15 protein-coding genes are annotated in these 14,270 nt (G+C 31.0%); 11 read left to right on the top strand and 4 right to left on the bottom strand.

Features of this window, described 5'->3' with window-relative positions:
• Positions 1-36: 36 nt before the first annotated feature.
• The gene (locus tag EOV51_RS05600) at positions 37-1,305 is read right to left on the bottom strand and encodes a YeiH family protein (RefSeq protein WP_128150729.1); all 1,269 of its coding nucleotides are present in this window, start codon (positions 1,303-1,305) and stop codon (positions 37-39) included.
• A 179-nt stretch (positions 1,306-1,484) separates the two neighbouring features.
• Between EOV51_RS05600 and lepA the strand changes: the two genes are divergently transcribed.
• From lepA to EOV51_RS05580, 4 genes are all read left to right on the top strand, one after another.
• Positions 1,485-3,278 (top strand): translation elongation factor 4, encoded by a 1,794-nt coding sequence (lepA, locus tag EOV51_RS05595; RefSeq protein WP_128150727.1) that lies wholly within the window; start codon positions 1,485-1,487, stop codon positions 3,276-3,278.
• A 419-nt stretch (positions 3,279-3,697) separates the two neighbouring features.
• Positions 3,698-4,291: a Crp/Fnr family transcriptional regulator gene (locus tag EOV51_RS05590; RefSeq protein ID WP_128150725.1), complete on the top strand. Its 594-nt coding sequence runs from the start codon at positions 3,698-3,700 to the stop codon at positions 4,289-4,291.
• Between the two features lie 66 nt (positions 4,292-4,357).
• The gene (locus EOV51_RS05585) at positions 4,358-4,759 is read left to right on the top strand and encodes an HU domain-containing protein (protein ID WP_128150723.1); all 402 of its coding nucleotides are present in this window, start codon (positions 4,358-4,360) and stop codon (positions 4,757-4,759) included.
• An 18-nt stretch (positions 4,760-4,777) separates the two neighbouring features.
• Positions 4,778-5,293 (top strand): acyl-CoA thioesterase, encoded by a 516-nt coding sequence (locus tag EOV51_RS05580; RefSeq protein ID WP_128150721.1) that lies wholly within the window; start codon positions 4,778-4,780, stop codon positions 5,291-5,293.
• Between the two features lie 8 nt (positions 5,294-5,301).
• On the opposite strand, the gene EOV51_RS05575 is transcribed toward EOV51_RS05580, so the two are convergent.
• Together EOV51_RS05575 and EOV51_RS05570 are read right to left on the bottom strand one after the other, a co-directional pair.
• A complete protein-coding gene (locus tag EOV51_RS05575) occupies positions 5,302-6,081 on the bottom strand; it encodes a UDP-2,3-diacylglucosamine diphosphatase (protein ID WP_128150719.1) in 780 nt (259 codons plus the stop codon).
• Complete coding sequence (locus tag EOV51_RS05570) at positions 6,060-6,503, bottom strand: 6-pyruvoyl trahydropterin synthase family protein (RefSeq protein ID WP_128150717.1); 444 nt, start codon at positions 6,501-6,503, stop codon at positions 6,060-6,062. The genes EOV51_RS05575 and EOV51_RS05570 overlap by 22 nt, the downstream gene beginning before the upstream one ends.
• A 48-nt stretch (positions 6,504-6,551) precedes the next feature.
• Here EOV51_RS05570 and EOV51_RS05565 point away from each other — a divergent pair, with 48 nt between their 5' ends.
• From EOV51_RS05565 to EOV51_RS05535, 7 genes are all read left to right on the top strand, one after another.
• Complete coding sequence (locus tag EOV51_RS05565) at positions 6,552-7,223, top strand: ComF family protein (protein ID WP_128150715.1); 672 nt, start codon at positions 6,552-6,554, stop codon at positions 7,221-7,223.
• Positions 7,224-7,288: 65 nt separating this feature from the next.
• Positions 7,289-7,510, top strand: a complete 222-nt coding sequence (locus EOV51_RS05560) for an acyl carrier protein (protein WP_128150713.1) — start codon at positions 7,289-7,291, stop codon at positions 7,508-7,510.
• Positions 7,511-7,576: 66 nt separating this feature from the next.
• On the top strand, positions 7,577-8,632 hold the full coding sequence (locus EOV51_RS05555; RefSeq protein WP_128150711.1) for a hypothetical protein: 1,056 nt from the start codon (positions 7,577-7,579) through the stop codon (positions 8,630-8,632).
• Positions 8,625-9,542 (top strand): polysaccharide deacetylase family protein, encoded by a 918-nt coding sequence (locus tag EOV51_RS05550; RefSeq protein WP_164875248.1) that lies wholly within the window; start codon positions 8,625-8,627, stop codon positions 9,540-9,542. Before EOV51_RS05555 ends, EOV51_RS05550 begins: the two co-directional genes overlap by 8 nt.
• Positions 9,543-9,625: 83 nt before the next feature.
• On the top strand, positions 9,626-9,976 hold the full coding sequence (locus EOV51_RS05545; protein WP_128150707.1) for a T9SS type A sorting domain-containing protein: 351 nt from the start codon (positions 9,626-9,628) through the stop codon (positions 9,974-9,976).
• A gap of 222 nt (positions 9,977-10,198) precedes the next feature.
• A complete protein-coding gene (gene lon / locus EOV51_RS05540; RefSeq protein WP_128150705.1) occupies positions 10,199-12,604 on the top strand; it encodes an endopeptidase La in 2,406 nt (801 codons plus the stop codon).
• A gap of 139 nt (positions 12,605-12,743) precedes the next feature.
• Entirely contained in the window at positions 12,744-13,211 is a 468-nt protein-coding gene (locus EOV51_RS05535) for a DinB family protein (protein ID WP_181951011.1), read from the top strand.
• Between the two features lie 96 nt (positions 13,212-13,307).
• Here the strand turns inward: EOV51_RS05535 and EOV51_RS05530 are convergent, their stop codons facing one another.
• Entirely contained in the window at positions 13,308-14,267 is a 960-nt protein-coding gene (locus tag EOV51_RS05530; protein WP_128150703.1) for a helix-turn-helix transcriptional regulator, read from the bottom strand.
• Positions 14,268-14,270: the final 3 nt, after the last annotated feature.

Here is a 14,270-nt window from a genome sequence, read left to right as displayed (position 1 = left end):
GTTTGTTTTATCAAAAGGCCTACACAAAAATAGTTACTAATCCCATTGTATCCCAAAAACAAGATAGGCTACTATAAGGGTAAATACAACATTAAAAGTTTGCGCTCCTAAAAAAACATAAGTCGCTTTTCTATTTTCACTATTGATTAAGGTTTTAAAATTAGTTTCTAATCCAATAGCAGTAAATCCGAGGGCGAACCAAAGTCCCTGAAACTTTTTTAAAGTTCCGATAACTGGTTTAAACTCAGCAGTAGGTAAAGCAAATGAAAATAAAAGGGAGGCAGCAACAAAACCTAACACAAATTTGGGAAAACGTTCCCAAATAACTTTCAAATTTGGTTTATCTGCATATTCATTACCATCTTTTTTTGCATAACTCCAATAAACCGCGATAAGGAAAGCAGCAATACCTAATAAAACATTTTGAGAAAATTTAACAATTGAACTTATTTTCAGAGCTTCTTCTCCATAGACTGCTCCGGTAGCAGCTACTGCACCTGTAGTATCAATAGTTCCTCCTATCCAGGCTCCAGCCATTACTTCATTTAAACCTAATAATTTTGCTAAAGCCGGCATAATTATAATCATAGGGACTGCGACAACTAAAACTAATGAGACTACATAGGACAATTTTTTAGAATCTCCTTTTATTGCTCCTGCTGTTGCTATTGCTGCTGAAACACCGCAAATGGATACAGCACTGGAAAGCATCATAGACATTTCCTGATCAATCTTAAATTTTTTGCACAACCAGAAGGCAAAATACCAAACAGAAAAAACAACTATAACAGATTGGATTAATCCTAATGCACCTGCTTTCATAATATCCTGAAATATTATAGTTGCTCCTAAAAAAATTAACCCGATTTTTACATACAATTCAGATAATAATATCCCTTTCAACCAATCTGGTGTTCCAATAAAATTATTAATAAATAAACCTATAAGAAGACAAAATATAACTGATTCTATTCCCCAATCATTCATTATTCCGTTACCTCCTACTACCATAGCTATAACTGTCAAAAAAAACAAAACCGGAAATCCCTTTGAGGAATTTAATGATTTGCCTTGTAAGAAGAATGCCAGCACAACAGCAAGGTAAGTGACTACAAAAACAAGCAGAATTGTTAACAAATTTTTAAAAGTAAGAACATTTCCGGAAAGCTCTTCAAGAGTATTCCATTTAAAAGATGGCCAGCTTAACACATACCCATTTACACTAAATAAAATTATACTGATTATGAGCAGTAATCCCCCAATGACTGTAGCAGTCCAATCTTCTGTTAATTTCAAATTTTTCATCGTAGTATTTAAATTTTCTGATTAGTTTTGAATTTATACTAAAACTTAGCAAAATTAACAATTCCTACCAATTACGTAGGAATTAAATGTTAAATTATTTAAAAATACTTTTTTAATACTACATTTTGTAAGTAAAATATATGTGTAAAAAAATGTACTTTTGCATCATTGAAGAAAGTATGAAGAATATAAGAAATTTTTGCATCATTGCACATATAGATCACGGAAAAAGTACCCTGGCAGACAGATTACTTCAACAAACCAAAACTATTTCAGACAGAGAACTTCAGGAACAAACCCTGGATGACATGGATTTGGAGCGTGAGCGTGGAATTACCATAAAAAGCCACGCAATACAGATGGAGCATGAACATAATGGAGAAAAATACATTCTTAATCTGATTGACACTCCGGGACACGTAGATTTTTCCTATGAAGTATCTCGTTCTATAGCAGCTTGCGAAGGTGCTTTATTAATTGTTGATGCAGCTCAAAGTATACAAGCACAAACAATTTCAAATTTATATCTTGCTTTAGAACATGACTTGGAAATTATTCCGGTATTAAATAAAATTGACTTGCCTTCTGCAAATCCGGAGGAAGTAACTGATGAAATTGTAAATCTCTTAGGCTGCAAACCTGAAGATGTTTTAAGAGCAAGTGGAAAAACAGGAGAAGGAGTTCCTGAATTGCTTGAACAAATCATTCAACGAATACCAGCTCCATCCGGTAATCCTGAGGCTCCATTGCAAGCCTTAATTTTTGATTCGGTATTTAATCCTTTCAGAGGAATTGAAGCCTATTTCAAGGTGGTAAACGGAAGCATAAAAAAAGGCCAAAAAGTAAAATTTATGGCAACTGGTAAAAACTATGATGCTGACGAAATCGGTACTCTCAAATTAAATCAGGTTCCTAAAAAAATGATTCAATGTGGAGATGTAGGCTATATAATCAGCGGTATTAAAGAAGCCCGCGAAGTAAAAGTAGGTGATACGATTACTTCTGTTGAGAATTCTGCCACTGAGGCTATATCAGGATTTGAAGAGGTTAAACCTATGGTATTTGCCGGAATATATCCTGTTGATACAGAAGAATATGAACTTTTGCGAGGAGCTTTAGAAAAACTCCAGCTTAATGATGCTTCGTTGGTTTTTGAACCGGAATCTTCGGCTGCGTTAGGATTTGGCTTTCGATGTGGATTTTTAGGAATGTTGCACATGGAAATTATTCAGGAGCGTCTGGAGCGTGAATTTAAAATGACTGTAATCACCACTGTTCCGAATGTTTCATACAATGCCTATTTAAATAAAGACCCGGAAAAAGCTGTTGCTGTACATAACCCTTCAGAATTACCGGAACCTACTATGCTAAATAGGGTTGAAGAACCCTATATAAAAGCATCTATAATAACAAAAGCCGATTTCATTGGCTCTGTCATGACTCTGTGTATAGAAAAAAGAGGGGAATTGACAAATCAATCCTATCTTACAACTGACAGGGTAGAGTTATTTTTTGAAATGCCTTTAGCGGAAGTGGTTTTTGATTTTTATGATCGTTTAAAAACCATATCTAAAGGATATGCTTCTTTTGACTATGCTCCTTCAGGTATGAAGGCTTCAAAACTAGTGAAAGTAGATATTCTTATCAATGGTGAACCCGTTGATGCGCTATCAGCCTTAATCCACCAGGATAATGCGTATACCATTGGCAAAAAAATGTGTGAAAAATTAAAAGAACTTATTCCCAGACAGCAATTTGACATCCCAATCCAGGCTGCTATCGGAGCAAAAATAATAGCCAGAGAGACTATTAAAGCTCTACGTAAAGACGTTACTGCTAAATGTTATGGAGGTGATATATCTCGTAAAAGAAAACTTCTTGAAAAACAAAAAGAAGGAAAAAAACGTATGAGACAAATTGGACGCGTTGAAGTCCCTCAATCAGCTTTTCTCGCTGTACTTAAACTTGATTAAAATGTAAAAAAACAGCTTCAAAAAATGAGGCTGTTTTTTATAATATTGAAGTTTTTATCCCCTTAGTTTACCCACTTATTTTATTTTAATTTCACTTATTTAAAGTCCCGACTGCTTTTTTTGAGTTACTTTAAACGATAAAACAGCTCAAAAAAAATCAAAATTGAACTATTTATCTCATAGAATTTGATTTTTTTAACTTTAAAATCTCAACTTTCTTTAGCTGAATTAAAGACAATCTTAAAATTATCTAATTAATTAAAAATGTGAAATATAATTACTTTTTAAAGTGATTTTTATATTAAAGTGGAATGTAAAATATCCATGTAATATAAAAGATATAAGCAATAAGATAAAATTAATATTAACATATATTAAAAATATTGTTTAAATTACATCGCTAAAAAATTTATTTTATTATGATGTTTGATAAAATTTTAGAAAAAGTAAATGAGGTTGTCACTCTTTCAAAAGAAGAAAAAGAGCATATAAAGGCAATCCTAAAGTTTAAAAAACTTAATAAAAGAGAATTTTTATTGAAACAGGGTGAAATTGAAGATAATTATTATTTTGTGATTTCCGGTTGCCTTAGAAGTTACATAAATGATAAAAAAGGGGTTGAACAGGTTCTTCAGTTTTCATCTCAGGGATGGTGGATTGCTGATAATGAAAGTATATTACTTGGTAAACCTACTAAATTTAACATTGTTGCGGCAACAGATTCTGAAATTTTGATTTTATCAAAAAAAGCAAAAGATGAATCTGTTAAAAAATTCCCTAAACTTGAAAAATATTATAATGAAAGCTTAGAGCGTTCCGTAATTTTTTTAAGAAACAGACTAAATGAAATTCTTAGTTTTACTGCGGAGGAAAGATATCTGGATTTTTGTAAAAAATTTCCGGAATTGAAAGATGTTGTTTCTCAAAAACATATAGCCTCCTATATTGGTGTTACTCCAGAGTTTTTCAGTTCAATGAAAAAGAAAATTAAAGATTACCAAGGCACAAAATAAACTTATGTTTACTAGGTGTATATAATTTAACAGCCCATTATTGATTATTAGCTTTACCTTTGTATCATGGAATTACTAAAATATTGTATTCAACTGCTGGAAGACAATAAGCAAATTACTTTACCAACTTTAGGTAAATTTAATCTGCTTTTTGAATCTGCAAAAGTAGATCCGGAATCAAAAAAAACTTTTCCTCCCAGATATGCTTTAGTTTTTTCACAGCAGCACAGTCTAAATGACAATACGCTTGCTAAAGAAATATCTTTGGCTGAATCTAAAGATTTTAAGCTTGTTAAAGAGTCGGTTGATAAGACTATAAATGAATGGAAGGAAATATTAAAATCTAACGGTAAATTGGACCTTGATAAATTGGGAACTTTTTCGTCAGATAAAGAAAAAATTATATTCAGTATGTCAGAAAACTGCATATTTAATTACAAATATTTTGGTCTTCCAGCTATTCAGTAGACTTAAAAAACATTAAACATGAAATCCAAAATTCCGGACGATTCAAAAACCATCATGACAACTATCGTACTTACTAATGAAACCAATAGTTATGATAATATGTTTGGCGGGGATTTACTGGCTTTAATGGATCGTGCATGTGCAATAGCTGCCATGAGACATTCGGAATCTAAAGTGGTTACTGCATCAGTAAATCATGTATCTTTCAATAAACCTATTCCGGTAGGTAGTACTGTTGAAGTAATAGCAAAAGTTTCCAAATCATTTGAAACATCTATGGAAGTTTTCGTGGACGTATGGATAGACGATCCGCTTAAACAAACTAAAACCAAAACAAATGAAGGAATTTACACTTTCGTTGCGTTAGATGAAAAGATGAAACCTAAAAAAGTCAATAAGATTATTCCTCAGACTGATGAAGAAATGAAACGATACAAAGGGGCTCAACAAAGAAGAGAATTATCTCTAATTTTATCCGGAAAAATACGTCCTAATGAAGCTCAGGAATTAAAAAAACTTTTTGAAGTGAAATAATAAATTATTTACTCAAAATTCTTTAACTCAAGCATTTCTCCATCAAACTCAACATAGGTGAAATATGTAATCCAGTCTCCTAAATTAACATAATGGCTCTCCTCTCCTATCTTTAAATCCATTGGAAGATGACGATGTCCATAAATAAAATAATTATAAAACTTTTCTTTAAGTTTATCTTTTGAGAATATAATCAACCATTCTTTATCTTCTCCCAAAAACTTAACATCTTCATCTCCACTAATTAATTTATTTTTTCTTGACAAATAATTTCCTAAAGCAACGCCAATATCAGGATGAAGCCATCGAAAAAACCACCGGGCTACCGGATTAGTAAATAATTTTTTCATTCTTTTATATCCATGATCTCCAGGACCTAATCCATCTCCATGAGCTATAAAAAATTCTTTACCATTAATACAAAATTCCTGCTCTTCCCTGAAAAGTATGACATGTAATTCTTTTTCGAGATAATCTCTCATCCATAAATCATGATTACCTGTAAAACAGTAAATGATTATTCCCTGATCGGAAAGTTCAGCCAATTTACCTAAAACTCTTACAAATCCTTTGGGAACTACAGTTTTGTATTCATGCCAAAAATCAAATAGATCTCCGAGTAAAAACAAAAATTCACAGTCTTTCTTAATAGTATCAAGAAATCTGATAAATTTGTTTTCTCTAATTTTAGAAGAATTTTCATCTGGAGCGCCAAAATGTTGATCCGATGCAAAATAAACTTTTTTCCCTTCTTGTAAATTTAATATTATTGGTCTTCTTTTATCCATTCTCCGTAGGAAGTTTCTGTCTCATATAATTTTAACTTAGCTAAAATAATACCTTGAGGCAAGCGGGATTGGATTTTTAATGCAAAATCTGATAGCATATTTTCACAAGTAGGCTGATAGTCTGTAAAAATAACTTTATGCCCTTCTTTAATTAAAGTATCTCCCAGTCTTTTATGCTCAGAGTTTGAATTTAACAATATGGCATGATCAAAAGGATCTACAATTAATTCATTAACGATGACTTTTAAATCACCAAAATCCATGACCATTCCATTTTTTGAATTGTGAATATCATCAATTGGGTTTCCTTTAATAGTCACATAAAGTTTGTAAGAATGTCCATGAACATTTTTACATTTCCCATCATACCCCCACAAAGCATGGGCCGTTTCAAAAGTAAATATTTTGGTTAATCTTATCACCTCTAAGAAATTTTACCTAATTTTAAGCAAAGGTAAATGATTTTTATTATGTGGCAAGAGGTTCTTTCTGTGTTATTTCCTAAAAGGTGCATCAATTGTGATTTAATAATACCCTTCCATCAAAAATTTGTATGTGAAAGCTGTAGTTCTGTTTTACCTTTCACTGGTATTCCATTCTCCAGTGATAACTACCTGAAAGAAAAAATAAACAATCATGTAAAAATAGAATATGCCTCTTCTTTACTAATTTTCAAAAAAAACAATATAACGCAAAAATTAGTACATTATTTAAAGTATAAAAATTGTCCTGAAATAGGTAGCTGGATGGCTGAAATTTGGTTTGAGTTAAACAAAAATAATTCTAATCTTAAACAAATAGACTATGTGGTCCCTGTCCCAATTCATTATAAAAGATTTGAAAAAAGAACGTATAATCAAATAGAACTATGTGCAGAAACCTTATCCAAACTTCTTAATTGTACTTATGAGCCTCAAATTTTAAAGAGGATTTACCATTTGGATTCTCAAACAAACTCTGGAAAATGGGAAAGATTACAAAGAATTCAGGGTGCTTTTCAAAAAAATATATCTAAGAAAGGTCACTTCCTGCTAGTTGATGATGTTTTAACTACAGGTGCTACCCTGATAGCTTGTGCAACAGAGTTACTTAAAACTGAAGAAACAAAAATAAGTATATTTACATTATCCTCTGCTCAATAAAAAACATTTACACACGATTATCAAATTCAAAAAATACTTAACTTTGTTTCCTAAATATTTATTAAATGAACGAATTTATAGACAAATTTAAAAATCAGCTGGAAGATACATCACTAAACCTGAATCCACAAACCGATTATATTAATTCGGATTTCTGGGATTCTCTTACCGCCGTTACTATACAAATGATGATTGAGGATGAGTATAAGGTAGATATAGCTATTGATGAATTAGCTAAATTTAAAAGTATTGAAGAATTATATAATTCCATACAGTCAAAAAAATAGAAAAAAAATTTTATTTAATCTTTTGAATCATACAAGTAATATCAAATTGAATTATCATTCTTCAGTATGGTAAATTATAGAAATGCCCATATTGGTGATTTTGAAAAAATTGTTTTATTTAATGAAAAAATTTTTCCTTTTATCCCCAGCCAAGCTGAATATTTAAAATACAGACTTTTAGACAATCCTAACTCTAATTCTTTAGAATCCGTATACATATGTCTTAATGATGATAAGATTGTCGGACAATCTATCACACTTCCGGAAAAGTTTGCTTTTAAAAATAATATTTATTCTGGTTATTGGGGGCAGGATTATTTTGTTGATGAAGAATACAGAAAGTTTGGAATTGGAATAGGATTGGCAAAACTATTCATAAAAAAAGACTACTATTTTGGGATGAATGCATCTACGAATGCACTTAAATTACAACAAAAATTAGGATGTAAAATTATTGGAGAACTTAACTTTTTTTATAAACCTACCAGTTACTATCATATTGTAAAATTCTTATTTCATCGTTTTTTTAAAATAAAAAATCCTTCATTACATCAATATAATTTCCCTGATCAATTAAATTTTTCACACTATGAAAATCAAAATTTCAGACTAATTACAAATATTGATGATTTTGTTATTAATACTCCACAATGGAATGAAGAAATTATAGAGACACTGAGGGATAAAGATTTTATGAGCTGGAGATTTTTACACAAAAAAAATCGCTATTATATTTATCAATCTACCATACACACTGATCAAAATAATCCTTCATTTTTTGTTGTAAGACCGGTACGTTGGAAAGCTGTTAATTGTTTAATGCTTGTTGACTACAGATATGATTTAAATAATCCTTCCGAACTCCAAACTATTATAAATAGCGTTACAAAACTATCTGAAAAATTAAATCTATTTGCCATCATTACCTCTTCTTCTTTGACTGCTTGTAACAATATATTATTTAACAACAATTTTAAAAAGCTAAGTTCCACATCAGTATTTAGTACATTTTCTAAGCATATTACTATCGAACCTTCTGATACTAATACAGAATTTCAACTTTCATATGCTGACAGTGATGCAGAGTATTATTTTGGTACTAATAAATTTGTATATGATTAAGATTATTAACTTCCACGAAATAAATGACCCAAAATGGTTTGAAGAAACCATTCAACTTTTATTATCTATGTACAGTCCTTGCAAAATGGAAGACATCCAGAGGTTTTATAAAGGTGAAAAAATAAAGGAAAATTCTTTCTTTATAACTGTGGACGATGGTTGTTTAACAGATTACACTATCATTTATCCAATTTTAAAAAAATATAATTTGCAGGCTGCTATTTTTGTTTCTCCTTACATTCTTAAGTCTGAAACTAATTTTTGGTTTCAAGAAATGGAGGGATATAATGAAAATTATGTTCGACAAATTATTTCAAAAAAATTTAATATCAGCATAGAGTTCATGAAAGATTTTTATCTCTATTCCATGTTAAAAAATATGAAAATATCTGATATTCTTGATATAATTTCAATTTATAAAACAGAAAATCAAATATCTTCAAGGCCTAGAAGGAATATGAATATCTCAGAATTAAAAGAGTTAAACAATTCCGGACACTTTCTTATAGGAGCACATACTCTCAATCATCCTATTCTTGCTAATGAATCCGATGACATTGCATATAATGAGATCAATCAATCGATAAATGAACTAAGTGACATACTAAATCAACCCATTAAATTATTCGCTTACCCTAACGGCGTTTTTAAAACAGACTATGGAAAGCGAGAAATTAATTTACTTGAAAACACATCTATTGATTATGCTTTTAGTTTTACATATAAAAAATTAAATCGTAAAGACCTTCTTTATAATATCCCTAGGTTTGGTTTAAGTCACGGTTCTACTTCCAAATTGAAAAAGAAATTAATTGTAGGTGAATACTGGGAAAATCTTAAAAATTTATTATTTAATAATGAGACTAAACATAGAAAACAAATTAAACAGCAAATAGACTTTTTAAAATAATTTTTTTTGGCACAATTAATGTTCTTTAAAATTGTGTTGTTTTGTATCTAAATTATTATTAATTTTGTTAGCATAATATAGTTATGGTGAAAGTTCTATCTTTTATATTTATTTTTCTTTCATTTAACTTGGTAGTTGCGAAAAACGAACTACCAACACAAACTTCGTATATTAGTTTTAACGAAAAAACCACACGATCTCTGCTGTTCCCTAATCCTGCTACGGATTTTACCATTATAAAAAACACAACATCTACTAAAATAAAAAACATATCAGTTTTGTCTATGGTAGGAAGTTCTGTTATCAACAGAGAAATCTCTGACAACAACGCCAGACAAGAACTTAATGTCGCGAAACTTCCTACGGGAAGATATTTTATTAAGGTTTCTTATGCAGATGGCGAGGTTGAAATTCTTACTCTTATTAAAATATAAAAATATTCTACAAATTGTATGTTACTTATTCTTGCAGCTGTGAGGCAGCAAGTGATATTCTTTTTTATTTGGCATATTAATTGACTTTTGTAAGTAACAGAATATGACACTGTTTTCTTTATACTCTAATTTTCAAAAACATACAGAATTATCATACTCTATATTTATTTTAAATTCAATTAAAGAACAGAAGGTTTGTCATAAAATAAAATATATAACATTATGAAATTTGACATCTTGTCATTAGATCAGGTAATGCAAAATGATAGCGAATTTATTCCGTTATTAAGTCAGGAAGAAGAAGACAAAATGATGAACGAGTCATTCCAAAATGTACTTCCACTTTTGCCCGTAAGAAATGTAGTTTTATTTCCCGGCGTAGTTATTCCAATAACTGCAGGAAGAACTAAATCTATTAAGCTATTGCAGGAAGCGCAAAAATCGGACAAAATCATTGCCGTTGTCACACAAAAAGACGTCAAAACCGATAATCCACAAATAGAAGATTTACACAAAATAGGTACAGTTGGTAAAATATTGAAATTACTGAAAATGCCTGATGGTAGTTCTATGGTAATTATTCAGGGGGTTCGTAAATTTTCATTAAACAATATTATTGAAGATGAACCTTACATGAGAGCCGAAGTTACTTTATTGGAAGATAAGAAAAAAAAGACAACAAAAAATCAGGAACATTTTAATGTTCTATTGGAAAGTTTAAGAGAAACGGCAATCAAAACTATACATGAAAATCCGGCTATTCCTTCGGAAGCCTCTTTTGCTTTAAAAAATATTGAAGGAAGCACGTTGTTGGTTAATTTTGTTGCATCAAACCTTGACCTGCCTTTACCTGAAAAACAGGAATTATTAGAAATCGATAATCTTTCAGATCGTGCAGCTAAAACTTTAAAGTATTTAAATCTGGAATTACAGAAAATTTCTCTTAAAAATTCCATTCACGATAAAGTAAACACAGATCTCAATAAACAGCAGAGAGAATATTTTCTTCATCAGCAAATGAAAACCATACAGGAAGAACTGGGTGGAGTATCTTATGAAGCTGAAGCTGAAGAAATGAGAGATAAAGCTTCGAAAAAGAAATGGAGTAAAGCTGTTGAAGAGCATTTCGAAAAAGAATTAAATCGTATGGTCAGGATGAATCCTCAAACTCCTGATTATGGAGTTCAGAGAAATTATCTTGAATTAATGCTGGATTTACCTTGGGAAAAATTCTCAAAAGACAATTTTGATATTATAAATGCAGAAAAAGTTTTAAACAAAGATCATTTTGGATTAGATGATGTTAAAGAGCGTATTCTAGAATATTTAGCTGTTTTAAAACTTAAAGGAGATATGAAATCTCCCATAATTTGTCTTTACGGCCCTCCGGGAGTAGGTAAAACCTCCTTAGGTAAGTCAATAGCATCTGCTTTAGGAAGAAAATATATTAGGATGGCCTTAGGGGGATTACATGACGAATCTGAAATACGAGGGCATCGTAAAACCTATATTGGTGCAATGCCGGGAAGAATTATACAATCTATTAAAAAAGCTGGGACTTCCAACCCGGTAATGGTTTTAGATGAAATTGACAAAATTACCACCAGCGGGCATGGTGATCCTTCTTCTGCATTGTTGGAAGTTTTAGATCCGGAACAAAACAGTACTTTTCACGATAACTTTCTGGATATAGATTATGATTTATCTAAAGTATTGTTTATAGCTACTGCTAATAGTTTATCTACCATACAACCGGCCCTGTTGGATCGTATGGAAATTATTGACATTTCCGGATATACTATTGAAGAAAAAGTAGAAATTGCCACTAAATATCTTTTACCTAAACAAATATTGGAACACGGCTTAAGCAAAAAAGACTTATCTATAGGTAAAAAAGAATTGGAATTTATTATTCAGGCTTATACCAGAGAATCAGGTGTAAGGAATTTAGAAAGAAAAATAGCCAAAGTTGTAAGACATATTGCCTTGTTGATTACACGTGACACAGAATATAACAAGAAACTTTCCAGAGAAAAATTAGAAGAAATTCTTGGACCTCCCATGAAGCCTGAAGAATCAGAAAACAATACAGTTCCTGGTGTAGTTACCGGACTTGCCTGGACTCAGGTTGGAGGAGATATTCTTTTTATTGAAAGCATTTTATCCAAAGGAAAAGGACTGCTTACTATGACAGGAAATCTGGGCAATGTTATGAAAGAATCTGCAACTATTGCTTTGGAATATATTAAAGCGAATTATGAAAAGTTTGGAATAGATCCTTTAAAATTAGAAGAAAGTAACGTACACATACATGTGCCGGAAGGAGCTACACCTAAAGACGGACCTTCTGCCGGTATTGCAATGTTAACCTCTCTGGTATCTTCATTTACAGGAAATAAGGTAAAATCCAAATGGGCGATGACCGGAGAAATAACTTTACGAGGTAAAGTTTTACCTGTAGGGGGGATTAAAGAGAAAATATTAGCAGCTAAAAGAGCTGGAATTACCAACGTAATCTTATGTGAAGAAAATAAAAAAGATATCGATAAGATTAAGCCCGAATACATTAAAGGATTAAAAATTCATTACGTATCACAAATGTCTGAAGTAATTGAACTCGCTTTGTAACAGTTCAATGATTATATAAAAGTCCGGTTTTTTTAAAACCGGACTTTTTTTATATAAAAACCTAACTCCATAAATATCACTGACACACAGTTGTCACTCCCCTCTTTTACCTTTGTATTATAATTATAAATACACAATTATGAAAGATGGCATTTTAAATCCTGCTCAATTATTAGAATATTTTCAGGGACACCGAAGAGTTACCCGGAAAACGATTGAAAAATTCCCTGAAAAAGATTTATTTGAATTTTCAATCGGAGGCATGAGGCCTTTTTCTCAAATGATAGAAGAATTATTGGCAATTGCAGGTCCGGGACTCAAACAAATTGTAGAGAAAACTCAAGAGCCTCATGCAGAAAGTTTAGGACTTTCCACAAAAGAAGAAATTCTTAAATGTTGGGATGAACAGACAGAAATAATCAACACGTATTTTAAACAGATTCCTGCAGAAAAATTTCCTGAAAAATTTAATTTGTACGGACAATACAACCTTCCTATAATTCATAGCATTTTTTATTTTATCGATAACGAAATACATCACAGAGCTCAGGGATTTACCTACTTAAGGGCTTTAGGAATAGAACCTCCTTTCTTTTGGGAGATGTAACTTATTATAAAGGTCTTTTTACAAGACCTTTTTTCATTATATAAAGCAATAATCTATATTTTTTTTAACTATAGATTATGTTACAAGAAAATATAACTAAAACCCGTGTTTGCTTTTAATGTTATAGAAAATATTTTTCACAGTAACCTTAAGTTCTTCCGGCTCCAATATAGTTGCATAATCTGCAAAAGATAAAAACCAACGGGGAAATCCTTCATTAATATCAGCAGTTTGAAATGTCATTTCTATCTGATTTCTTACTTCTCTTTCTGAAATAAATCCAAAACCAGTTTTTGCATTAACTAAATATTTAGCCGTTAACTTATCTACTAATATTTTTACTCTAATTTTAGAGCCTGTGCAATATTCGGTTTTATAATCTGACAATTCCCCATGAGTACTGGTAAATTCTTTATCTGTCTGAATGATATTTAATATCCTGTCTGTACGAAATTGCCTGTAATCCTTTCTAAGCAGACAATACCCCATGATATACCAGAAACTATTTTGAAAAAATATACCTACCGGTTCAATTGTTCTACAAGTTATTTCATCTGTAACCGATTTATATTTTATAATACTCTGTCTTTTTGCTACAATACTTTCTAAAACAATCTGTAAAGAGTTTACTATATCTGACCCTGAAAAAGAATTTACAGAACGAATATCAATTCTATTTTCAATACGGCTTACTGCATCTTTCTGACTAGAACGTAACACTGACTTAATTTTAACCATGGCCGATATATAATGTGCACCTATTCCCTGATCCGTAAATTTTGTCATTAATTTTTCAGCAGTTATAAAACTAAGTGCCTCTTCTTTACTAAACATAACCGGAGGTAAACGGTATCCTTCCATTATAGAATACCCTGTACCGGCTTCACTTACTATAGGAATACCTGCTTTTTCTAAAGAACGAATATCTCTGTATATGGTTCTTATACTTACATCAAAACGAGAAGCTAAATCCTGAGCTTTTATAATTTTCTTTGATTGCAAAAAGGTCATAATAGAAATGATCCTGTTAAATCTTTTTAAACTTTCATCATTCATAGT

Origin of the sequence: Apibacter raozihei, assembly GCF_004014855.1 — a bacterium.
GTDB classification, from domain to species: domain Bacteria; phylum Bacteroidota; class Bacteroidia; order Flavobacteriales; family Weeksellaceae; genus Apibacter; species Apibacter raozihei.
Note: the sequence above shows the minus strand (reverse complement) of the source record. Positions and strands in the feature narration are given on the sequence as shown.